Source organism: Anaerolactibacter massiliensis (assembly GCF_900290205.1).
GTDB classification, from domain to species: Bacteria; Bacillota_I; Bacilli_A; order Erysipelotrichales; family Erysipelotrichaceae; genus Bulleidia; species Bulleidia intestinalis.
In genome coordinates, this window is record NZ_OLMH01000002.1 from 342,152 (window position 1) to 365,819 (window position 23,668).

Below are 23,668 nucleotides of genomic sequence, written 5' to 3' on the forward strand. Positions count from 1 at the left end.
AGAAGATTCTGTCCTTCCTGCTTGCTATAGTACTTTCTGAGGAAAGATCAATGACCTGTTACTTTACGTATGGAGAAATAGAAACGGAATATCTGAAATCGAAAGACCGAAAACTCGGAGCGGTGATCGATCAGCTTGGCCATGTGAACCGGCCGGCGGACAGCGATGTATTCAGCTCTGTGATTCATCAGATCATCGGTCAGCAGATTTCGACGAAAGCACTTGCTTCGATCTGGGAACAGATGCAGAGCGATCTCGGAGAGATTTCACCGGAAACACTGCTGGCTGCAGGAGAAGAGAGAATTCAGGCTTACGGAACCACGTTTCATAAAGCAGACTATATCCTTGAATTTGCCGAGAAGGTAAAGGATGGGAGAATCAATCTGGAAGAGATCCAGAAACTCCCTGAGGAAGAAGCACAGAAAGCACTGATTTCTCTGAAAGGCATCGGCCCTTGGACGGCAGAGATGATTCTGCTGTTCGGCATGCAGAAACCGGATATTCTGAGTTATGGAGATCTTGCCATTCTGAGGGGAATGAGAATGGTCTACCGGCATCGGAAGATCAGCCGTGACCAGTTTGAGAAATACCGTAGGCGCTACAGTCCGTATGGAAGCACCGCAAGCATTTATCTTTGGGCTGTCGCAAGCGGAGCAATTCCGGGGCTTACGGACCCGGCAGATCATAAGAGGAGGAGATGAGCATGCAGTATATTTCAGAATATCAGTCACCAATGGGAAGGATGACGATTGCTTCGGATGAAACAGGAATCTCGGGACTGTGGTTTGATGGGCAGAAATACGATCGGGCAGGATTGGTCCATCCGGAGCAGAAAGAAACAGAATTCATCCATTCTGCAAAGCAATGGCTGGATCAGTATTTTTCAGGAAAGAAACCGGACTTTACTCCGGCCCTGCATCTTTCTGGAACAGAATTTCAGATTCTGGTATGGAAGAAGCTGCTTAAGATTCCCTATGGAACCACTGTGACTTATGGAGAGCTGGCAGAACAGGTCGCCGAAGAAACAGGGAGAGAATCGATGTCTTCCCAGGCAGTCGGCGGGGCCGTCGGCCATAATCGCATCAGCATCATCGTCCCATGCCATCGGGTCGTCGGTGCGCATGGGGAACTGACCGGCTATGCCGGAGGCATCGAACGGAAGCAGAAATTGCTGAAACTGGAAGAAATTCTGAAATGAATCGGTTGGGTGAAGAAGAAATGCATGAAGCAGTCATCCGGAATGATGCGGACTAGGATGGCATCTTCTTCTATGGCGTGAAGTCCACCGGCATCTTCTGCCGACCTTCCTGCACGTCAAAGAAGCCGAAGCGGGAGAACATTGAATTTTTCTCAGCCGCAGAAGAAGCGATGAAGGCAGGATACCGGCCCTGCAAACGGTGCCGGAGCGATCTGCTCATCTATCATCCTATGAAGGAAATGGCTATGCAGCTGAGGCTACATCTGGAAAGTCTCAACTCGGAAGAGTCTGAATGGCATGATCACATCATCGAATATGGGATCTCAGAACGCAGAATGGCAGAAGTCTTCTGCGAGGAATACGGCATCACTCCGAAAGTGTACATGGACCAGATGCGTCTGAAAGAAGCAGAACGTCTGCAGACAGAAACGGAGGAAAAGGTGATTGATATTGCTGAATCTGCCGATTCGGAAGCGTCGTCTCCTTCAACCGATTTTTCCGTTCTGAAACCGGGCAGACTCCGACGGATTACCGCAATAACACATCGGAAGAGTGGAGAATAAACAGGTTCATAATCCGGAAATTTCCAGGAAGATCTGAGTTCAGAACGCTTTAATCCGAAAAAAATGCTCTTTCAGAATAACGCAGAAATAAAAGATTATTTTCAGTTCCGGAAACGGAAATACCTGCTAATATAATGACCAAGAAGACAGCGCCGGGAAATGATCCCGGCCAACTATTGGTTTCCTGGAAACCATAATAAAAATACTGGTTTCTTAACATATAATAGTTCGCCAGTTTCCAGACTTATGACCGCGTTTTCACATGCGTGAATATGCATGCAGATATGGTTCGGACAGAGGATGTTTTTCATTGAGAACCTGAAGCGCAGTCCTGCTTTCTGAGAGAATGCTCAGAACAGGCATTTTCTGTGTGTTTCCATGCAGATTTCATCGTAAAAACTGTGTACGAAAAAGCAGTTCAATGATAGTATTTCACGTGCAAAGCAGACGTGATCTGCAGAGGCAAAGGGAGGAAATATGGAGAAGGAAAGCAGACGTTCGCTGGTTATTACAGCAATCGTCCTGGCAGTATGCCTGGTATTCAGCCTGGTGTCCGGCCAGATGAGTTCTTCCGGCAGTTCCGGTGTTTCGGGAACCTATTCCGGAACAGCTCAGGGGAGAGGCGGAGATGTCACCGTCACGCTGACGCTGACAGATTCCAAGATCACAGACGTATCAATTGAGGGCAAAGATGAGACTCCGGGAATCGGTGATACTGCGATGGAGACCATGGCGCAGGAGATCAAGAGTTCCGGTACGATCGGTGTAGATACGGTTTCCGGTGCTACGGTGACCAGCAATGCGGTCCTCGAAGCAGCAGCTGCAGCACTGAAGTCTGCAGGACTGAATCCGGATGACTATCAGACTGCTGGCGGAAGCGGTGTATCGGGAACGTTCGAAGGAACAGCCCAGGGCAAGGGCGGAGATGTTACCGTCACGCTGACGCTGACAGATTCCAAGATCACAGACGTATCGATTGAAGGCAAGGATGAGACTCCGGGCATCGGCGATACTGCGATGGAGACGATGGCACAGGAGATCAAGGATTCCGGAAGTATCGGAGTTGATACGGTTTCCGGTGCTACGGTTACCAGTGATGCAGTTCTGGAAGCAGCAGCTGCAGCGCTGACTTCCGCAGGACTGAATCCGGATGATTACAAGACCGCAGTCTCTGCTGCAACCGCAGCCGGAGATGTCACGGAAGAAGCAGATGTTGTCGTAGTCGGTGCCGGCGGAGCGGGCATGGTTGCCGCAATCACGGCAGCGGATGCAGGCAAGTCGGTCATCATTCTGGAAAGCCAGGCAATGGGCGGCGGCAACTCCGTACGTTCGACCGGCGGCATGAATGCGGCTAAGACCGTCTACCAGGATGACAATGACTTCGATGAAGCAGCCGGTGTCGAGAAGACATTGAAGACGGCAGCAGAGAAATATGCAGACAATGAGACGATCACTGCTCTGGCCAAGACAGTTCAGGAACAGTGGGATGCGTACCAGGCAGATCCGCAGGGATACTTCGATTCCACCGAGCTGTTTGAACTGGATACGATGATCGGCGGCAAGGGCATCAATGATCCGGAACTGGTGAAGACGCTCTGCGAGAACAGCGCAGATGCGATTGACTGGCTGGATACGATCGGTGCATCTCTGCACAACGTCGCACAGTTCGGCGGCGCAAGCGTCAAGCGGATTCACCGTCCGGTCAATGACGAGGGCAAGACCGTTGCAGTCGGAGCTTATCTGGTTCCGATTCTGACGCAGAATGTCGAGGACAGAGGCATCACGGTTCATTACAACACAACAGCGAATAAGATTCTGATGTCGGATGGCAAGGCAGCCGGGGTTCAGGCAGAGCAGAAGGATGGTTCCACGCTGACCGTCAATGCGAAGGCAGTGGTATTAGCTACCGGCGGGTTTGGAGCAAACAATGCGATGGTTGCAGAGCAGAATCCGGCACTGGACGGCTATATCACGACGAACGCACCGGGCGCACAGGGCCAGGGCATCGTGATGGCAACGGCAGAGGATGTCGGAGCAGCGACGGTAGATATGGATCAGATCCAGCTTCATCCGACAGTCCATGTCGCGGATGACGGCAGTGCAAACCTGATCACGGAAGGACTCCGCGGAGATGGTGCAATTCTCGTGAACAAGGAAGGATCCCGTTTCACGGATGAAGTCGGTACGAGAGACAAGGTCAGTGCAGACGAGAATGCGCAGACAGACGGACAGGCATGGCTGATTGTCGACCAGTCGATGTATGATGCTTCGACGGTCATCCAGGGCTATGTAACCAAGGGATGGACGGTTCAGGGCGATACGGTCGCAGATCTGGCTGCAGCGATGGGTGTTGACGCTGATACGCTGACAAAGACGATTGATGACTGGAATACATGCGTTGCCAATGAGAGCGATCCGGATTTCGGCAGAACCTCATTCAACCATCAGCTGGAAGGCACGATGTATGCGATCCTGGTACAGCCGGGTGTCCATCATACGATGGGCGGCCTGAAGATCGATTCTTCTGCAGAAGTAGAGAAAGCAGATTCGAGCGTGATTCCGGGACTGTTCGCAGCAGGCGAAGTGACGGGCGGCGTGCATGGTGCAAACCGTCTGGGCGGAAACGCAGTCGCAGACTTCGTCGTATTCGGCAGAATCGCTGGGCAGAGTGCTGCTGACTACGCTAAGTAATCATTATTTCTGATTTCATTGATCCGGAGGTCGCAGGACTTCCGGATCTTTTTTTCTTTTTCTGCTTTCTTTTTCCTGGTAGAATGAGGACGGCTTTCGCTGAGGATAACGATATGCACATTCGGACCATCTGCATCACCTGTCTATGCGCTGCTCTTCTGAGCGGCTGCTCCGCTCATCAACCTGAGGCTCCGGCTGCGGAGCCTTCTGCAACCCCGACAGCGACTCCTGCTGAAACTTCTGTCCCGGAAAATACTTCGCTTCCATCTGTCCTCGGTGACTGGGATCCTACGGATCCGCTTTACGGAAGCGATCCATCTGCAGATGGCACTGCCCTTGGCTGCGTCGGATCTGATGCGGTGGTAAATGTAATCGTTTATATGAATCAGGGCGTGACGGCTGTCTATGACCAGGATGGTACTCTCATCAGAGCTTTATTATGCTCGCCAGGAAAAGACCGGAGCTGCTACGGGAGCTGGTCCGGATATTCGGATGAAAAGACCGTAACCCTCGGAACAGAGCGCGGTGCAGGGTGGCACAGCCTGTATGGCGGAGTATATACGCCTGCGTATATCACGATCTATGATGCGATCCTGTTTCATTGTGTTCCGTATTATTCGATGAGCCGGGATACGCTGGAAGTTGAAGAATATAAAAAACTCGGAACGCCTGCTTCGCTTGGCTGCATCCGCCTGGCGCTCGGAGATCTGGTGTGGCTTTACAACCATGTCGGTCCGGGTTCGACCGTGACACTTTCGTATTCTCAGACCTATGAAGGAGATATTCCGGAAGCTGCTGAGCTGCCGGAATCCTGATCGTTCAGTCCTGTCTGCTCTGCAATCTGCTCAGACTTTTTCTGGTCCTCTGAAAGGTCCAGAAAAAGATGGACCCTGCTGCTGCCAATAAGATAATTGCCGGAAGATCTCCAGGCTGAGGGTGTTTCAGAAAGGAAAGGATGCCGATCACAGCAAAGAAGAAACTGAATCCGGCAGTAAGAAGGGAGAGAAACGCCCATATTTTCCAGAGAATGATTCTTGCGTCTTTGTCCATGGAAACTCCTCCCGATTCTGTCAAGACCATTTTATCCTTACAGGGATTTTACCATGAGTTCAGGATAATCTGATGTTTCCAGGTTAAAATGAAAGCAGGACAGGAGAATAGTTATGGGAATGGCAGTGGCTGCAGCTGCGTTAATCATCTATGGCCTCTATGCAGATCATCAGAATCGGATCCTCTCAGGAATTCTGCTTGCTCTTGACTGCATCGGCTGGTTTTATTTTCTTCATCCTCCGATCAATGTCCATTCGTTCCAGTTCTGGCTATTCTGCTGGCTGATGGTTTTCACCGGGATCATCCTGTTCCGGAAAGGACCGGTGATCAGAACAAAGAATCCAGGTCATCCTGGGAAAAAGAATCTGAAGAACGAATCCGATTATTCTGATCTGAAGCGTTTTTTCATTGCAATCCCTGGATTAATTGCAATGGCTGTATTTGCGGTCTGCTGGGCCTTCATTGATCTATTGTGTTCGCCGCTATTCCGGTCGCGTGATTATTCCCGGCGGATTTCTGCCGAAACCGTCAGCTTCTCAGAAATTCCGGCTTTCAATTTTTCTGAAACTGCGGTCATTGACCGCGAAAGCGCGCAGCTCGTCGGGGATAAGGTCATGGGGGAGATGACGGATCTTGTTTCGCAGTTTGATGTGAGCGGAGAATATAGCCAGATTTCCTATGAAGGCGGCACTTATCGAGTGACGCCGCTTGCCTACAGCGGGCTGATCAAGTATTTCCGGAATGCTTCCCAGGGTGTTCCGGGTTATATTCTGGTGAATACGACAACTGGCAATGCAAGGCTTCAGAGGCTAAGCCAGAAGATGAAATATGTTCCATCTGCCTATTTCAATGACAATCTTTACCGCCGGCTGAGGTTTGCCTATCCGACGGTGCTGTTCGGCAATCCGACGTTCGAGATTGACGATGAGGGCAATCCGTATTATGTCTGCACAACCTACACGTATACCGGCATTACCGCAATGAAGAAGGCTGCGGGAGTGATCCTGTACGATCCGACTGATGGGAGCTCAGAGCGCTATTCTCTTTCCGATGTTCCCTCCTGGGTAGACCGGGTATTCCCGGAATCGCTGGTCAATGAAGAACTGAATGATTATGGGAAATATCAGAAAGGATTCTGGAATTCTCTGTTCGGACAGGAAGGAGTCATTCAGACTTCAGAGGGCTATAACTACATCTCGAAAGACGGAGATATCTGGCTCTATACCGGCATGACCAGTGCAGCAAGCGATGAATCCAATCTCGGCTTCATGCTGGTAGACCTCAGGACGCATGAAGCTCAGTATACCTCCGTCAGCTGCGCGACGGAAACAGCGGTCATGGCCAGTGCAGAAGGAGAAGTTCTGAATTATGGATATACTGCAACATTCCCCACGCTGATCAATGCCGGCGGGAAACCAGTATATCTGCTTTCTCTGAAAGACAGCGCAGGTCTGATCAAGATGTATGCGATGGTAGATGCCCAGGATTATCAGCAGGTCTATACGGCAAAAGCTGAGAAAGAACCAGGCAGTGCCATTGCACAGCTTCTGAAGCAGGTCGGGGGAGCATCTTCAGAGGTGCTGAAAACAGTTTCTTTTGTCATCAGAGATCTGAACCAGGTTGAGCTCAGCGGCAATACCGTGCTGTTTCTCAGCGATGGATCTGCAGTCTACCGGCTGGATCTCTCAGAGGAGAATGCTGCGAAAGCCGCATTTCTGAAAACCGGCGACTCGATCTCCTGTTCCTACAGCGAAGAAGAATCCGGAGTCCGGAATATCATGAGCCTGGAATGATCCGGAGAGAAAGTGCAGAAGTGAAAGATGGGAAGCAGATTGTTTCTGTATTCTTCCAGGAAAAAGATGCGGAAGAACCGGCAGAAACCGGTGCGTCAGACTGAATGGTCTCTGGTCCTCTGAAGCCTTCCTTGTGCGTGGATAACAGCTTCCTGAAAGGCCTGAAATTTGCGGTTGTGCTTTGAGGGGGTTTGCGGTATACTAACTAAGCGCCTGATAAGGAGCATGAGACCATTGCAGGAATACCCAAGTGGTTGAAGGGGCAGGCTTGGAAAGCTTGTAGACCTGTAACAGGGTGCCAGGGTTCAAATCCCTGTTCCTGCGCCATAGTTAGAAAAAGCCTATCAAAATAGGCTTTTTTTGTCTTATAAGAATTTCAATTCGGTTTGATAAAACGAATAAGGTGATCACAAGGTCATCTAAAATGAGACGGTACGACAAAAACATGTCCAGGATTGATCTGTCTTTGTCAGCAGTGATTGTGATTTCTGAAATGATAAGAATCTTTGCGGTACATGTCGTTTAAGCAGAACGGGCATAGAAGATGGTCTTCACAATGCTCAGGGTCTTTATCAACTGAACGCAGCAGATCGAGATCTTTCTGCGGTACTTCTTCTTCGTAACCGCATCTCTCGCATTTCATCAATACAGTTTTCTCGGTATTGTCTGTCATTGGATATTCCTTCCAGCGGATTATAAGTTTCCGCATATAACATGATCTCGCCGCATCTGCAGCGGAGAACATCGCGATTATAAGAATCAAGGCACATCGTACGGAAACGAAGCTTATGAAGACGGGAAGTCAGCTGCTTCTTCCGCTGTTCCTTCGTCCTGGCATCATTTCGTTTCTGACTGATCAATGCATAGATTTTTTCCAGATGGTCCTTTAATCTGGGATTGTAAAAACCATAGTAGCGTACGGTCCTGAAGTTTTCATCCTGGATATGAATGATCATCTTCTTGAGAAGATCGAGACCGTTTCGTGAACGGTGATTCTCTTGCCGGCCGTGAGGCATAACGCATCATATAACTGACACAGCCCTGAACGTCTTTGGAATGATCGCGTTCTTTCTGTCCTTTGTCATCCGGATCGCGATCCTTGGCATATACGTAAAACCCATCTGTGTTCTTCCGATAGGCGAGGTTTTTCAGGGGCTTGAACTGAGTGCCGAAATGTTCTGACATCAGGCGGGTTACTTCGTACTGCCAGGTTTTCCGGAGACTTTCGAAATTGAAATAGTTGAAATTCTTATAGGTGTTTGAGACAGGATCATAAATGATTTCGGCGACAAGAAAATGGATATGAGGGTTCCACTTCAGGTCACGGCCGAACGTGTGAATTGCGGCAATCCCACCGAACTCCTGCAGGTGATCGAAGTTATGAAACAGGTAATAGGTATTCTTGTATCTGAGAGCTTTCCCGTATTTCTTTCGCTGAAGCTTACGAAAGAAGCTCTCATTGGTAACTTTGAGCAAGGTATTTCTGGCTGCCACGAAAAGCAGATTCAGAGCAGATCTGTCCTTGCGGAACCAGGCTCTGTATTCTTCAGGGATTGTAAAGACGATATGCCGATGTTTCTTGTCGACACACATCGCAGAGGCTTTCTCGGAGAGAATTTTCTGTTCTTTAACCCCGCAGGTATTGCAGAACTTTGAATGACATTTGTGATAGAGAAGAGTCCAGTTTCCACACTTAGGGCACTCAAAAGTGTCATAGCCAAGATAGATGGTGTTGCAGAGCAGGAGGCGTTCGCAGTTATCCAGAACCGCATCACGCAGCTTGCCATTCTTGTGCATATCTCTGATCCAGTCAATATGATTCCAGACGATGTCTTTGATTCTTGGTTTATTTGGATCGTAATTCAGATGGTCAGAATCAAAGGCGCCGTAGAAGGGATAATCAGAATAAAGCTTTTCGTCTAGCATAACTACATTATAAAACGTGCAGGAATTTCAGCTCCTGCACAATATGTTTCTAGTGGTCACCGAAGTTGACCTTTTTTATTTGAGGAACAAACAAAGATGGACTGATCTGAAAGTGTAGTAGACACAACATTTTCTGAAGTAATAAAATGAAACTATACATGAGGTATGCATATGGGAAATATACTAGCGGACCGGATCAAAAATGCCAGACTGACCAAATCGCAGACAAAGATCGCTGACTGGCTGCTGAAGAATCCGGATAAAATAGGGAACCTGTCTTCGCTGGAAGCGGCGAAGACGATCGGCGTCAGTGATGCCTCGATCATTCGTTTCTCCCGGGCGATCGGTTTTGAAGGCTTTGCGGACCTGAAAGACCATGTATACGGGATGTTAGTGGAGAATGCTTTCTCCGAGTTGTCTTTACCGGAACGTGTTTCCCAGACCAAGGAGAAATACGGGGAGACCGATACTTTTGCGGAATTCCAGCGGTTAATGAACCAGAATATCATGCTGAGCTTCCGCAATAACCATATGGAAGACTTTGACAAGGCGGCGGAGATGCTCGCAGGCGCAAACCGTAAATATGTGGTTGGAATGCGCGGCTGCAAGGGGACTGCGGTGGAATTCGGAAGGCTTATGACCTTTATGATGGATGGCGTGATCACCATTATCGATGGCGAATGCACCTCGATCAGCGCGATGCAGGATATTAAAAAGGGCGATGTCATGATCATGTTCGCCTTCGCGCGCTATTATAAGATCGACTTGAAATACCTGCGGATGGCGAAGGAGAGGGGAGCACAGGTGATCCTGGTGCTCAATGATCTGACGGCTTCCTTAACGCAATACGCGGATCTGATCCTGACCGTATCGACGGAGAATATGAGCTTTTTCAACTCCAAGATCGGGATGGAGGTCGTATCGGAATACCTGTTAGTATTAATGAGCAGGAAAATCGATTATGTGGACCGTCTGACGGAACGCGATCAGCTGACGGAGGACCAGAGGATCTGAAAAAATGATGATGGCCGGAAGGAGATTCCGGCAGTTACGGATAAGAATAACCTAGGACAGCTTTGACTTGTGCTTTGATGCATGAGGAGGGGTGTCTTTTTTGATGTTCTTACGAAGCTTGACTTCAGATAAAATGTAGTAATTATTACAAATATACATTTGACATGATGTATACGCTTACAATATAATGGGGTTGTAAATGAAGTGTACACTACAAAATGAGCAAGAAAGAGAAGGAAATATGTCAGTATATTTAAGCGAATATATCAATCCTGATTCCCGCCGGTATCTGGAAGAGCATGTAAAGGTCGTCGATACCTTTGATCATCCGGAAGAGGTCGAGGGGATCATCTTACGGAACATCCCGGTAACCGCGGAGTTAATGGACAAGCTGCCGAATCTGAAAGTGATCTCCAAGCACGGGGTAGGATGCAATACGATCGATCTGGACGCCGCGAAACAGAGAGGCATCACCGTGATCAATACGCCCGGCGCCAATGCCGGAAGCGTAGCAGAACTGATCGTCGGGCTGATCCTGGATATCTCCCGGAATATCACCGCTGCCAAGGAAAAGACGGAAGACGGGAATTTCAAGAAGATCGCTCCGGCGGAGATGACCGGTATGGAACTGACGGGGAAGACCCTGGGATTAGTCGGGGCAGGGAATATCGCCCGCAAAGTGGCGGACATCCTGCAGGGCGGATTCAGGATGAGCGTACTGGCATATGATCCGTATGTCAGCGAGGGGCGCATGGCCCAATACGGTTACGAGAAGATCGAGAGCGTAAAAGAACTGATCGAACGTTCGGATGTCGTCAATGTCAGCGTACCGCTGACGCCAGAGACAAAGGACCTGATCGCCGGAGAGATGTTTGACATCTTTAAAAAAGGCGCGGTACTGGTCAACGCAGCAAGAGGCGGGATCGTCAATGAAGATGACCTCTACGAAGCGCTGAAGACCGGAAAACTGAGGGCAGCTGCATGTGACGCGTTTGTGACCGAGCCGCCGACCCGCGCGAATACCAGGTTATTCGAACTCAGCAATTTCGTCGGAACACCTCATATCGGGGCATGCGCGGAAGAAGCATTGGTCCGCATGGGAGATGAATCGGTAAAAGAATGTCTTAAGGTACTTGCCGGAGGTCAGCCGGCACACAGAGTTGTATAGAAACAGGGGGATCATGATTTATGAAATTAATGGATTGCACATTACGGGACGGCGGCAACATCGTAGGCAAGGGATTCTCGGTCGAGTATACCAAGATGATGATCGAAGGGCTGATCAAAGCCAACATCAAAACGATCGAAATAGGAAACTGTGTCGGCATAGGCGCCTATAAGAGCCAGGGCGACGCGGCGCCGGCGACGGATCTGGAGTATCTGGAAGCGGTACAGCCATATGTTGACAAAGCCGAGATCGGTATGTTCTGCGGCTGGAAAAACGGTACGGAAGAGAACTGCCGGCTGGCGAAACAGTACGGCCTGAACTTCTTAAGGATCGGCGCCAACGCGGGAGATGGCAAATTCGCCTGCGAAGCGGTCAGAAATGTCAAAAAGGCCGGACTGGTATGCCGCTACTCGTTAATGAAGGCGTATGTCTTAACCGCTGAGGAGTTAGCGGAAGAAGCAGCGATGCTGGAAAAGTGCGGACTGGATGAGATCACTATCATGGATTCCGCCGGAACCATGACCCCGGATGAAGTAAAAGAGTATTGCGAAGCTTTGACTTCCAGGCTCTCCATTCCGGTAGCTTTCCACGGGCACAATAACCTGGGGCTTTCGGTAGCCAACGCGTTAGCGGCTTATGAAGGCGGCGCGACCGTGTTTGACTGCGGTTTATTAGGCATGGCGAGATCCGCCGGCAACTGCGCGACCGAACTGGCGGCAGCGGCGTTCCAAAGAAAAGGCTTATTACAGGATGTCGACCTGTTTGCCTTGCTGGATTTTGAAGACAAGGTCCTGATCCCGGCGATGGACAAATATAATTATCATGTAGCGGTCAAACCGCTGGATCTGATTCTGGGACTTGCCGGAGCGCACTCCAGCTTCACGGGAATGTTTAAAGAAGTAGCGGCAGAGAAAAATGTCAACCTGTACAAGCTGATCCTTGAGACTTCCAAAATCGACCGCAAGAATCCCAGCAGGGAATTAGTTGAGAAAACAGCCGAAACATTAAAATAAGGAAAAAAACAATGGCAGACGCGATTACCAAAAACGTAGGAAAAGTATGGTGGACAGCCGCCAACAGACCGTGGGAACTTCATTGCGAACCGTTTAAACTTGCGCCGCATATGTACTATATCGGAAACACCTGGGTAGGCTGTTTCCTGATCGATACCGGGGACGGGCTCTTGCTGATCGATACCGCGATCTTCGAGTGCACCTATGACGTATTACAGAATATCTACACCCTAGGTTATAACCCCAAAGATATCAAAAACATCCTGCTGACCCATTGCCACGTCGACCATATCGGCGGCGTGCCGCAGTTCAAATCGATCTCCGGCGCAAATGTATGGATCTCCAAAGAGGATATGGAATTCTACCACCATCCGGCCAACCAGAATGCTGCGGACGGAGGGATCTTCAAACTGATGCCGCTGGAAGCGGACTGCTTCTATGACGACAGTAAGGAAATGGTCTTCGGTAATGTGAAAATCCGTACCAGACTGAGTCCGGGACACACTCCGGGAACGACTTCCTTCTTCATCGATCTGACTGATGATGACGGCAAGGTCTATACCGTCGGTATCCATGGCGGTGTCGGCACCAATACCATGGCTGATAAATACTTCCAGGACTGGAATCTTGATCCCACCCTCCGCCAGCAGTTTATCGACGGATGTGAAGAGATGAAAAAGATCCATGTCGATATCACGGTTCCTTCCCATCCGGCCCATGGCGACTTAATGGCCCGCAGGGGAGAAGACCCGATGGATTTCCACCCGTTAGTCGATGAAAACGAGTGGCCACGTTTCTTACAGATCAGAAAAGAATTCGCTGAGCAACTTAATGTATAAAAAAGAATAAAGGTAAAATACTATGAGTCCGATTACCATATGCCTGATCGTCTGCGCGATCACCGTTGTCGGTTTCCTTCTGAATAAATACACCCTTGGAACAACCGCCATGTTAGGCCTGACGCTGTTCTTCATTACAGGGATCCTGGATGGCCCCACCGTGCTGGGACTCTTCAGTAATTCCACCGCGATCTTGATCGTCGCGATGTTCGTCATCTCCTCGGGCCTTACAAAGACCCAGTTTGTCAAGAATATCGCCGCTTTCATCAGTAAGGTTGCCAAGGGCAGCTTTACCAAGGTCATGGCCGGATATATCATCACCGCGATCGTGTTATGCCAGCTGATCGGTTCGAACCTGATCCCGTTCAGTATCCTCGCTCCGTTAATGACCGAGACCTTCAATGAGATGGGCTACAAGCCTTCTAAATACATCTACGCTTTAGGGATCGCCTGCATCATCACCTGCGTCACCATGCCGTTTGGCGGCGGCGCCGCGACTTTCGCCCAGATGAACGGATATCTGGAATCCAACGGCGCGATCCAGAGAATGACCGTCCTCGACCCGATGATCTCAAGACTTCCCTTATTGATCATCATGGGCATTTACTGCATCTTCTTCGCTCCGAAGTTCTGCCCGGATGAGCCGGTCGTCAAGACTGCAAACATGGATCTGGACAAGGTAGCCGGGCGCGCGTTAAACGTCAAGCCGCTCAACAAGTTCCAGGAAGTCGCCGGTTATATGATCTTCTTCGGCACGACACTCTGTTTGATCTTCAGCAAGTACATCCCGTTCCCGACCTGGTTTATCTGCTTCGTAGGCGCGTTATTGATGGTTCTGACCGGTGTATTAAGCGCCAAGGAAGCGGTCAGCGCGATGCCCTGGGGTGTTTACTTCCTTTATGTCGGATCCATCGGTATGGCGACGGCGCTGAATAATACCGGTGCCGGTGAAATGGTCGGCAGGATCTTAGCGAACCTGGCCGGCGGCACCCACAGTTCCTTATTCCTGTACTCGGTCTTCTTCATCGTTCCCTATATCGCGACCCAGTTCATGTACAACATGACCACCATGATGATCCTTTACCCGATCGTTATCCAGACCTGCATGGCGCTAGGTGCCAACCCGATCGGACCGGTCATCGTTACCCAGGCAGCGGCGTTCTCCGCGATCCTGACCCCGATCGCTACCGGAACCGTCCCGTACTTCATGGGCATCGGCGGATACGACCAGAAAGCATTGATCAAGATGGGCTTGCTGCCGACGATCATCTGCTTCTTAGTGACCGTCATCTGGAACTCGATCGCCTTCCCGCTGTTCTGATTTTAAAAACCATTATTCATTCTCTGTCCCGTTCCTTCTTTCAAAAGGGGAACGGTTTTTTTACCGTGGCATCATTCTGGAACCCCTTGTGAGTTGCAGAAAGAAAATGCCGTACCTTCTTGTACGGCATGCAGTTCAGGCCTGAATATTTCCAGGACCGTCCTCTTTCAGCCCCAGTTTCTTACGGCAGAGTTCTTCGCCTTTTTCTGCCCGGTCTAGGAGGTCTTCGCACTCCATGTCGCCGGCATCCATCCGATCCATGAATCCATCGGCGGCAGAACAGTAGAAATCATAAGCGTTCCGGTAATCCACATCTGTGCCGATGCCATGGTAGAGACAGTCTGCGATACGCAGATAGACATCCGGTGCGTTCCAGACATCATTGGCTTCCTGCAGAAGCTGGAAGGCTTCAATATAGTAGTCAGCAGCTTTCTGCACATCTTTCTGAAGAAGGTGCCGGACGCCATTCCAGTAGAAGTCGCCGACCTTGAATGTGGCAGTGACATCGCCCTTAGCACTGGCATCCTCATAGCAGGAGAGTGCTTCTGCCAGGTTCTTCTTCACGCCGCGGCCGAGCTCATAGCACGAACCCATCCGGCGAAGGGCAGGAATGTTTCCCATTTCTGCCGCTTTCTTATAGTAGCGGAACGCCTCATTGTAATTCACTTTCACCCCGAGACCGCGGTAATATGCTTCCCCGATTGTGGCAAGCGCTTCGTCGCTCCGGTTATTCTGTTCTTCTGTGTTTTCTGCTGCCATTGCTGTACCCCATCTGATTCCGGACGTCCGTCCTTGCTCAATATCATATTCATGTTGGTCAGGAAAGTAAACCGGATTACCCTCCTGCTTCGGTTTCCTAATCTTCCGGAAACCGGTAAAATAGGAATGCAAGAGGAAATCGGAATGTCTGATGTAACGAAGAAAGCATTAGCGCATACGCTGAAGGAACTGGCATCACGCATGCCGCTGGATCGGATCACGGTCAGCGAGCTCTGCCTCCGGTGCGGAGTCAATCGTCAGACATTCTATTATCACTTCCGGGATATCAATGATCTGGTGGAATATATCTTCGACAGTGAAGCTGCTTCTGTTCTTGGTGATCAGAAGACTTATACGACCTGGCAGAATGGACTGCAGGACATTTTCCATTATGTGATGGAGAATCAGGACTTTGTGATGAGTACCTATCACAGCCGCAACCGGGAACAGCTTACCAGCTATCTTCTGGCAAGGACGAAAGCGCTTCTGGCAGCAGTAGTCAGAGAAGTATCGGCAGGTCTGAAGATCTCGGAAGCAGATCAGGACTTTATTTCGGATTTCTATAAGTATGCGTTTGTCGGCCTGATGCTCGACTGGATCGGAAAAGGGATGAAAGAAGACCCTGCAGAACTCGGCGAGCGCATGGAACTTGTGATACAGGGAGCGTTCCGGGATGCGGCGGAACGGTTCTCCTCAATGGAAGGATTATGAAACCAATTGAATTCCGTGTTCATGGAAAGAAATATCAGCTGAAACCAGCCGGATTGATTCTGGCGATTCTGACTATCATCATAGTCATTTTTCTGATTCTCATTTCGGTGCGGAACCTCAGGCACAGAACTGTGCAGGAGTCTTTGCACGCTTCTGACTCGCCGGCATCTTCTTCACAACCATCCTCAGAGACGATCCGGGAGAGCGAGTTTGAAGGAACCGTTCTTCCGGAAACCGAAGATGCAGGAAAGAGCTATCTAGACAGCACGCTGTTTCTCGGGGATTCCAATACTGCAAGATTTCTGAAAGTTCCGGATTCTCATGGAAACACCTTCACGAATCTGAATAATACGATCGGAGTCGTCGGCATGGGGATCGACGCGATTTCCACATTGCCATGCATGGACTTTTCGACTGGCAGGTATACGATGCCGCAGGCAGTGAAGATTCTTCAGCCAGAGCGTGTGATCATCTCGTTCGGAACCAATAATCTCTCTGGAACCAGCACGGATGCTGCAGATTTCATCACCAGGTATACGGCTCAGATCAAGGCAATCGAGAGTGCCTATCCGAGTGCGGATCTTCTCATCAATTCCATTCCGCCGATCGGAAGAGTCAATCAGTATCCGAATGTATCGATGAAGCAGATCGATGCGTATAACAAAGCTATCGCAGAAATGTGTCAGAAAAACGGCTGGAAGTTCGTGAATTCTTCAGAAGCCCTGGTGGATTCTTCAACCGGATTTGCCAAAGACGGATATACCGTTTCCGATGGCCTGCACCTGTCCTCGAAAGGACTCGAGGCATTATTTTCCTATTTCCGTACGCATGCATGGATTACTGAAGATGATCGGCCGAAGCCGTTAGCTTCCATTCCGGCTGTGATCGGGGTCCCGGATGGTCTGATTCAGATCAATCCGCTGAATGAAGAAACCTTCTCAGAAGACCCGGCATCTGACTGGACTGCTCCGCCGGAACAAAGCGAACAGACAGTGCCAACTCCGGAAACTGCAGCGCCAGCCCCGACTCCGACCCCATCACCGACTCCATCACCTGCTTCATCTCCGACGGCGGCACCGACTACTCCGGATTGCAGCAATGCAGGCGTATATGACAGCAATACCGGGGCCTGTGTCTGCAATCCCGGCTTTCATGTGGAAAACCAGACTTCGTGCGTCATTGATCCCTCTCCGGCGCCTGCTGCCGAACCGACCGCAGTACCTGAGCTGACTCAGGACGTTCCAGAGGAAGGAACGGGTACGGATCAGGGTGCTGGAAATCCGGAAGGCTGATCTGAAATTCGGTCTTTCTGCCTCAGAAGTACTGAAACCAGAATTGCAGAATGAGTTTCCGAACCATGATCGCGTGATATACTGAATTCATAAGTAAGCGGTTTCATAAGAAGGGAGAAACTTCATAGTTTATGTATGATGCAGTAATTATCGGAGCAGGGATCACCGGCACGATGCTGGCAAAAGACCTGTCCCGCTATCAGCTGAAGACTGCGGTTCTGGACCGGGAGAATGACATTGCTGATGAAGCTACCATGGCCAACTCTGCAATTGTTCATACCGGATATGATCCGGCTGACGGAACCTTGAAAGCAGAGCTGAACGTGAGAGGCGCAAGAATGTATGAGCAGCTCTGCCGGGACCTTGGCTGCAAGTATCAGGTCAATGGTGCTTATATCGCTGCCACTTCTTCCGAGGAAGAAGCTCATCTCGAGATTCTGGCTGATCGGGCTGAGCGCAGAAATATTCCTTATGAATGGCTGAGCGGGGATGAGGCGAGAAAAGAAGAGCCGAATCTCAATGACAGCGTGACGAAAGTGCTGAGCTTTCCGACCACTGCGAATATCTATCCATGGGAGGTAGCGATTGCGTGCGCGCAGGTTGCCGTGAATAACGGCACAGAGCTGCATCTGAATTCCGAAGTGACTTCGATTGACCGGACGGATCAGGGATATGTGGTCCATACTGAGGATCATGACTATGAGACGAAAGTCGTGATCAATGCGGCTGGGGTCAGTGCAGATCAGATCTGTGCGATGGTCAGCAAGCCTTCGTTCAGAATGACGCCGAAGAAGGGCGAATACTTCGTGATTGATAATGATGTTCATTATGTGAAGCATACCGTGTTCCCGGTGCCTTCCAGCAAAGGCAAGGGCGTGCTGGCGGTCCCGACGGTCTATGGCAATACGCTGATCGGGCCAAACAGCACCTATGTGGAGAATACCGTTGATACCGGCAGCACCTTCCAGGGACTGGACTATGTGCGGGAACATATTCTCCGGGTGATGCGGACGGCTCCGCTCAATAAGAGCATCCGCAATTTTGCCGGACTGAGGCCTTCGAGTTCCAGCAGCGATTTCATCATTGAGGAACCGGAGGATGCGAAGCATTTCATCAATGTTGCATCGATTGAATCGCCAGGTCTGGCCAGCGCGCCTGCGATCTCAGAGTATGTGATTGAGCACTTTGTTTCGCATATGCTTGATCTGAAAGAGAATCCGGGTGCATGCATGACAAGGAAGAGACCGCTGGTCATGGCAGAACTCACCCCGGAAGAACGGGCGGAAAAGATCCGTGAGAATCCGATGTACGGAAGAATCATCTGCCGCTGCGAGCAGATCAGCGAAGGAGAGATTGTGGACTGCATCCATGCGGTATGCGGAGCCACAACCGTCAAAGGCGTCAAGAAACGGGTCCGCCCGGGTATGGGCAGATGCCAGGGCGGCTTCTGCGAACCGAGAGTCGTGGAGATTCTGGCAAGAGAACTGCATATTTCTCCACTGGAAGTTGTGCTGGATCAGAAGGATTCGAAGATCCTGGAAGAGGTGAACCGCTGATGAAACACTATCAGGCAGCAGTAATCGGCGGCGGCAGCGCAGGTCTGGCTGCAGCCGTTCGTCTGAAGCAGCTCGGCATCGAGGATGTCATCGTACTGGAGAAAGATGCGGAAGCAGGAGGAATTCTGAATCAGTGCATCCATAATGGCTTCGGGCTTCAGACCTTTCATGAGCAGCTCTCCGGACCTGCCTATGCAGAGCGCTTTGAAGATCAGGCAGAAGACCTGAACGTGGAGATCAGACTGAATACGATGGTCGTGCACCTGTATCCGGATCGCAGGATCGAATACGTGAATCCACAGGAAGGATATGTGACGATTTCTGCGGATGCGGTGATTCTTGCGGTCGGCTGCTATGAGCGCTCACGCGGTGCCGTCGTGATCCCTGGGGAACGTCCTTCGGGCATCTATACTGCCGGGCAGGCTCAGCGCTATCTGAACATCGACGGATATCTGGTCGGAAAGAAGGTGTTCATTCTCGGATCCGGCGATATCGGTCTGATCATGGCAAGACGGATGACGCTGGAAGGAGCGAAAGTATATGGAGTTGCGGAGCTGATGCCCTATTCCAACGGTCTGCCCCGCAATATGAAGCAGTGTCTTGAAGACTTCGGAATTCCGCTGTATCTGAGCCATACCGTCACGCATATCTATGGTCATGACCGGCTGGAGAAGATCGAGCTTTCAGAAGTCGGACCGGACCGGAAGCCGATTAAGGGCACGGAACAGTATTTCGATGTGGATACGCTGCTGCTCAGCGTCGGCCTGATTCCGGAGAATCATCTGGGCGATGAGGCAGGAATCGTCATGGATCCCCGTACCAGGGGACCTGTCGTGGATGAGAACTATATGACGAGCATTCCGGGAGTCTTTGCCTGCGGCAATGGCCTGCATGTGCATGATCTGGTCGACTTCGTGACCCATCAGGCCGCCAAGGCTGCAGAAGGAGCAGTCCGCTATCTGAAGCAGGAAACCTCTTCTGAAAATGGGATCGCTGCCGTGCCGGGTGAAAATGTCGGCTATGTGGTGCCGGGCATTCTGCATCCAGAAAAGCTTCCGCCTGCGATCGAATTCTATTTCCGCGTGCGCAAACCGATGAATTCCGGAACGATCACGGTGCGCTCTGGAGATCAGGTCATCCGTCAGGTTCACAAGGAAAAGCTTGTTCCATCGGAAATGGAACAGCTCATTCTGGCCGGAAAGCAGCTCAGCGGACTGAGCGGTGATCTGACCATTGAAGTGAAGGAGGAAAACTGATGGAACAGAAAGAACTCGTCTGTGTCAACTGCCCGAAAGGATGCCGCATCACAGTAGAGCTGGAAGATGGAAAAGTCCAGGCGATCAGAGGATACTCCTGTGATAAGGGCAAGCAGTATGCTGCGCAGGAGACTACCCGGCCCATGCGGATCCTGACCACGACTGTCCGCATCGAAGGTGCGCGTCTGAGGGTGCTGCCGGTGATTACGGACAAGGAGATTCCTCTGGACCAGATGTCAGAAGCGATGGACCAGATAAGAAAGATTACCGTTCAGGCTCCGATCAAAGTCAATGATGTCATCATAGCGGATTTTCTTGGAACAGATGCGAATCTCGTCGCTTCCCGTTCGATGGAGAAGCAATCCTGAGAAAAGAGAACAGAAAAAAGCTCCTGATGAAGGAGCTTTTTAAATAGAACCTCAGCCGTTGGAGGTTTCCGTATTGTGGATCGGTGCGGTCAGAGTGACAGTGAACTCCATCTCCTGACGATCACGTACCACCGTGAGCTTCAAGGTATCTCCGACTTTCTTCTTGCTGAGAATTGCGGAGAGCTCGGTATAGGAACTGACCTCCTGATCATCTGCCTTGATAATGCGGTCATATGCCTGAAGGCCGGCTGCTTCTGCGCCTCCGCCCGGCGTGACACTTGCAATATAGAGACCGGCCGGATAGTTTCCATAATCCTGGGTCAGAGTCTGCAGCGTGACACCGAGGGTGGCGCGATCAGTGACATAGCCATTCTCGATCAGCTGGGTCGCAACATCCATGGCTTCATTGATCGGAATTGCAAAGCCAAGTCCTTCGATGGTTGCACCGGAGCTCAGAACTCCGGAGTCCTTTGCATTGACGATTCCGATGAGGTTGCCATTGCCATCGAACAGACCGCCGCCGGAGTTGCCGTTATTGATTGCGGCATTGGTCTGGATCAGATTCATCGACTCGTTGTTGATCGTGATCTCGCGGTCAGTCGCCGAGATGATGCCATTGGTAACCGTTCCGCCAAGCGTGCCAAGCGGATTGCCGATGACGACAGCAGTATCGCCGACCTGAATCGTGCTGGAATCGCCGACGGTTGCAGCAGTCAGACCGGAGGCATCAATCTTGATGACCGCAATATCAGACTTGCTGTCGGTGCCGACCAGGGATGCGGTATAGGTATTGTCGTCATAGGTGCGGACCGTAATCGAATTTGCACCTTCAATGACGTGATTGTTCGTGATGATGTAGCCATCGTCTGAGATGATGACGCCGGAGCCTGCCGCTTCGCTTGTATAAGTTCCGCCGAACAGACCATAGGTCGTTGTTGTGGTTTCCGTCTGGATCTCAACCACGGAAGGGGCTGCTTTCGCAGCGACTGCCGCAATGGTTCCGGATGTGGAATCTGTCGACATGGCACTGGCATCGGAAGTCACTTCCTTCGTGACGACGGTCGTGCCGCCGGAACTGGTTCCGCCTGACTGCACTGCCAGGTATCCGCCTCCGAATCCTGCTGCCAGCCCTACGACCGCTGCAGCAAGGATGGTCGCAGCCGGATGATGAGATTTCTTCGGGGATTTCTTGGCCGGAGCCGTAAAGGTCGGCGGTACTTCCTTATGCACATATTCCGCGTTCACGGTCTTCGCTTCTGCTGTATGTTCTTCCGGACGCGCAGTTCCGCAGTTGGTGCAGAATCTGCCTTCATTGATGGTGCCGCATTCCGGGCATTTCCAGGTTGTATTTCTTTCGCTCATGCAGATCACTCCTTCTTTTTTCCTTTGATACAGGTATTACTATAAGCAGAGATTGTGATTTCTCTGTGAACATAAACAGAATATTCCGTTAACACCGGGATGCCAACGGGACAGATGATGGCATTTGTCTATCGGAACCTTGTCCCAGATGATTATAATCGCTACTGTGAACAAGCGTATTCCTGAAGAAAAAAAGCCGCAGATCAGAAAGATCGTGCGGAAGGGTCTGATCTTTCTGGCCATCCTGGCCGGTCTTTTCATACTGACCAGGACGCTGGGCATCACTCTGGACGATATTCTGCGCTATACGCCCGAGAATCCATTCCTGGCAGGTCTTCTGATGCTGGCGTTCTACGGGCTGAAATCTCTGACGGTTTTCTTCCCGGTGCCATTGCTGATGATTGCTTCCGGACATCTGTTTTCCACCAGCATTGCCCTCTTAGTGAATTTTCTCGGTGTGCTTGTTGCCACGACGATTCCGTATCTGCTTGGCCGTCTGCATGGAGAAAGCGAACTCTCGAAGTTCTTCTCTGATTCCGGAACGGTTCAGGAAATCAGGGAAATCCAGACAGATAATCAGACCTTTACTACCTATATGCTGCGGATGCTGCAGCTGCCGATGGACCTGGTTTCGATGTTTCTCGGCACCGAGCATCTGAATTATGCTCAATATCTGATCGGAACACTGACCGGCATGGCTCCGACCGTGATTGCCACCACGGTGATCGGTGAGAATATCAGCCAGCCGGGATCCCGGTATTTCTGGATCTCGCTTGCCGTCATGATTGTGATCATCGTGCTGTCGTTCTTATTCTTCTGGAAATATCTTCAGAAGCATTATCCGGAGAAACTGGATCTGATCATGAAGAGGATTCTGAAGAAATGAAAACAGGAATTGTCGTCGAAGGCGGAGGAATGAGGGGAATCTATTCGGCAGGGGTTCTTGACCGCTTTCTGGAACTCGGAATCCATTTTGATTACGGTGCCGGTGCAAGTGCCGGCGGAGCAAATCTCGTGACCTTTCAGGCTCATCAGCTGAAGCGGAACTACCGGTTCTATCATGACTACAGCCAGGATCCTGCTTTTCTGAGTCTCCGATCCTATCTGAAGTACCGGCAGTATTTCGGCCTGGATTATATCTATGATGATCTCGCTACGACCCATGGAAAGGATCCGATTGACTTTCCGAGGATGATGCAGGATCCGGCCGAGCTCGAAGTGGTTGCGACAAGATGCGATAATGGCGAAGCAGTATATTTCTCGAAATCGCAGATGTCTCTGAATCATTATGATGTGATCAAGGCAAGCTGTGCGATTCCGATTGCCTGCCGCCCCGTCTTCATTGACGGAGTTCCTTATGTCGACGGCGGGGTAAGCGATCCGCTTCCGATCGCAAGAGCGCTATCGAAAGGCTGTGATTTTCTGGTCATCGTGCTGGTTCATCACTGGCCCCATGAAGTAAAGCAGCGCAAGGAGAATTCCTTCTATCGGCATGCCTTGAAAGAGTATCCCGCCATTCTCAGCGGGATCATGAAGTGCGATATGATTCACGAAGAGGAGGTGCAGCTTGCCTTCCGGCTGAAAGAGCAGAACCGAGCGATGATCCTGATGCCGGACCATGATGAGGACTTAGGCTCCGCCACCAGAAATCAGAAGATCCTGCAGAAGTATTACGACCTCGGTGTCCAGGATGCAGAGCAGATCGCAGAAGAACTGCTTGCCCGGATGGCAGAATAATCGGACAGGCAGTTCTTCTTTTCGGAAATTCCAGTCGAAACTGTCTTGCAA

At 50.6% G+C, this 23,668-nt stretch carries 20 protein-coding genes, 1 tRNA gene and 2 pseudogenes; 20 read left to right on the top strand and 3 right to left on the bottom strand.

What is annotated here, in order from left to right:
• The first annotated feature begins 50 nt into the window (after positions 1 to 50).
• The 8 genes and pseudogenes from C7E00_RS05215 to C7E00_RS05250 all read left to right on the top strand — a co-directional run bounded on the left by C7E00_RS05215 (position 51) and on the right by C7E00_RS05250 (position 7,622).
• Entirely contained in the window at positions 51 to 701 is a 651-nt protein-coding gene (locus tag C7E00_RS05215; RefSeq protein ID WP_105303286.1) for a DNA-3-methyladenine glycosylase family protein, read from the top strand.
• A 2-nt stretch (positions 702 to 703) separates the two neighbouring features.
• Entirely contained in the window at positions 704 to 1,198 is a 495-nt protein-coding gene (locus tag C7E00_RS05220; protein WP_105303287.1) for a methylated-DNA--[protein]-cysteine S-methyltransferase, read from the top strand.
• 62 nt (positions 1,199 to 1,260) lie between these two features.
• Positions 1,261 to 1,395: pseudogene (locus tag C7E00_RS16755) on the top strand (Ada metal-binding domain-containing protein); the annotation flags it as partial.
• A gap of 48 nt (positions 1,396 to 1,443) precedes the next feature.
• Entirely contained in the window at positions 1,444 to 1,761 is a 318-nt protein-coding gene (locus C7E00_RS05225; RefSeq protein ID WP_205946252.1) for a helix-turn-helix domain-containing protein, read from the top strand.
• A 477-nt stretch (positions 1,762 to 2,238) separates the two neighbouring features.
• Complete coding sequence (locus C7E00_RS05230) at positions 2,239 to 4,452, top strand: flavocytochrome c (RefSeq protein ID WP_105303288.1); 2,214 nt, start codon at positions 2,239 to 2,241, stop codon at positions 4,450 to 4,452.
• A gap of 113 nt (positions 4,453 to 4,565) precedes the next feature.
• Entirely contained in the window at positions 4,566 to 5,267 is a 702-nt protein-coding gene (locus tag C7E00_RS05235) for a L,D-transpeptidase family protein (RefSeq protein WP_105303289.1), read from the top strand.
• A 348-nt stretch (positions 5,268 to 5,615) separates the two neighbouring features.
• Entirely contained in the window at positions 5,616 to 7,295 is a 1,680-nt protein-coding gene (locus tag C7E00_RS05245; RefSeq protein WP_105303291.1) for a hypothetical protein, read from the top strand.
• A 236-nt stretch (positions 7,296 to 7,531) separates the two neighbouring features.
• Positions 7,532 to 7,622, top strand: a tRNA-Ser gene (locus C7E00_RS05250).
• A 245-nt stretch (positions 7,623 to 7,867) separates the two neighbouring features.
• Here the strand turns inward: C7E00_RS05250 and C7E00_RS05260 are convergent.
• A pseudogene (locus C7E00_RS05260) lies at positions 7,868 to 9,221 on the bottom strand (transposase zinc-binding domain-containing protein).
• 171 nt (positions 9,222 to 9,392) lie between these two features.
• Between C7E00_RS05260 and C7E00_RS05265 the strand changes: the two are divergent.
• The 5 genes from C7E00_RS05265 to C7E00_RS05285 all read left to right on the top strand — a co-directional run bounded on the left by C7E00_RS05265 (position 9,393) and on the right by C7E00_RS05285 (position 14,576).
• Positions 9,393 to 10,235, top strand: coding sequence for a MurR/RpiR family transcriptional regulator (locus C7E00_RS05265; protein WP_167836474.1), 843 nt, complete (start codon positions 9,393 to 9,395; stop codon positions 10,233 to 10,235).
• 241 nt (positions 10,236 to 10,476) lie between these two features.
• Positions 10,477 to 11,403 carry a hydroxyacid dehydrogenase gene (locus C7E00_RS05270; RefSeq protein ID WP_105303295.1) on the top strand — a complete coding sequence of 309 codons (927 nt, stop codon included), beginning with the start codon at positions 10,477 to 10,479 and terminating at the stop codon, positions 11,401 to 11,403.
• 20 nt (positions 11,404 to 11,423) lie between these two features.
• Positions 11,424 to 12,416, top strand: coding sequence for a beta/alpha barrel domain-containing protein (locus C7E00_RS05275; RefSeq protein ID WP_105303296.1), 993 nt, complete (start codon positions 11,424 to 11,426; stop codon positions 12,414 to 12,416).
• Between the two features lie 11 nt (positions 12,417 to 12,427).
• The gene (locus C7E00_RS05280; RefSeq protein ID WP_105303297.1) at positions 12,428 to 13,255 is read left to right on the top strand and encodes an MBL fold metallo-hydrolase; all 828 of its coding nucleotides are present in this window, start codon (positions 12,428 to 12,430) and stop codon (positions 13,253 to 13,255) included.
• 22 nt (positions 13,256 to 13,277) lie between these two features.
• A complete protein-coding gene (locus tag C7E00_RS05285) occupies positions 13,278 to 14,576 on the top strand; it encodes an SLC13 family permease (protein ID WP_105303298.1) in 1,299 nt (432 codons plus the stop codon).
• A gap of 135 nt (positions 14,577 to 14,711) precedes the next feature.
• On the opposite strand, the gene C7E00_RS05290 is transcribed toward C7E00_RS05285, so the two are convergent.
• Positions 14,712 to 15,335 (bottom strand): tetratricopeptide repeat protein, encoded by a 624-nt coding sequence (locus C7E00_RS05290; RefSeq protein ID WP_105303299.1) that lies wholly within the window; start codon positions 15,333 to 15,335, stop codon positions 14,712 to 14,714.
• A gap of 144 nt (positions 15,336 to 15,479) precedes the next feature.
• Here C7E00_RS05290 and C7E00_RS05295 point away from each other — a divergent pair, with 144 nt between their 5' ends.
• From C7E00_RS05295 to C7E00_RS05315, 5 genes are all read left to right on the top strand, one after another.
• Complete coding sequence (locus tag C7E00_RS05295; RefSeq protein WP_105303300.1) at positions 15,480 to 16,046, top strand: TetR/AcrR family transcriptional regulator; 567 nt, start codon at positions 15,480 to 15,482, stop codon at positions 16,044 to 16,046.
• Positions 16,043 to 17,338 carry an SGNH/GDSL hydrolase family protein gene (locus C7E00_RS05300; protein ID WP_105303301.1) on the top strand — a complete coding sequence of 432 codons (1,296 nt, stop codon included), beginning with the start codon at positions 16,043 to 16,045 and terminating at the stop codon, positions 17,336 to 17,338. The genes C7E00_RS05295 and C7E00_RS05300 overlap by 4 nt, the downstream gene beginning before the upstream one ends.
• Before the next feature lie 131 nt (positions 17,339 to 17,469).
• Positions 17,470 to 18,894 (top strand): NAD(P)/FAD-dependent oxidoreductase, encoded by a 1,425-nt coding sequence (locus C7E00_RS05305; RefSeq protein WP_105303302.1) that lies wholly within the window; start codon positions 17,470 to 17,472, stop codon positions 18,892 to 18,894.
• Complete coding sequence (locus C7E00_RS05310; protein ID WP_105303303.1) at positions 18,894 to 20,150, top strand: NAD(P)/FAD-dependent oxidoreductase; 1,257 nt, start codon at positions 18,894 to 18,896, stop codon at positions 20,148 to 20,150. The genes C7E00_RS05305 and C7E00_RS05310 overlap by 1 nt, the downstream gene beginning before the upstream one ends.
• On the top strand, positions 20,150 to 20,518 hold the full coding sequence (locus C7E00_RS05315; RefSeq protein ID WP_105303304.1) for a DUF1667 domain-containing protein: 369 nt from the start codon (positions 20,150 to 20,152) through the stop codon (positions 20,516 to 20,518). The genes C7E00_RS05310 and C7E00_RS05315 overlap by 1 nt, the downstream gene beginning before the upstream one ends.
• 51 nt (positions 20,519 to 20,569) lie before the next feature.
• On the opposite strand, the gene C7E00_RS05320 is transcribed toward C7E00_RS05315, so the two are convergent.
• Complete coding sequence (locus C7E00_RS05320) at positions 20,570 to 21,880, bottom strand: trypsin-like peptidase domain-containing protein (RefSeq protein ID WP_105303305.1); 1,311 nt, start codon at positions 21,878 to 21,880, stop codon at positions 20,570 to 20,572.
• Positions 21,881 to 22,028: 148 nt separating this feature from the next.
• Here C7E00_RS05320 and C7E00_RS05325 point away from each other — a divergent pair, with 148 nt between their 5' ends.
• Together C7E00_RS05325 and C7E00_RS05330 are read left to right on the top strand one after the other, a co-directional pair.
• A complete protein-coding gene (locus C7E00_RS05325) occupies positions 22,029 to 22,766 on the top strand; it encodes a TVP38/TMEM64 family protein (protein WP_105303306.1) in 738 nt (245 codons plus the stop codon).
• Positions 22,763 to 23,617, top strand: coding sequence for a patatin-like phospholipase family protein (locus C7E00_RS05330; protein WP_105303307.1), 855 nt, complete (start codon positions 22,763 to 22,765; stop codon positions 23,615 to 23,617). The genes C7E00_RS05325 and C7E00_RS05330 overlap by 4 nt, the downstream gene beginning before the upstream one ends.
• Positions 23,618 to 23,668: the final 51 nt, after the last annotated feature.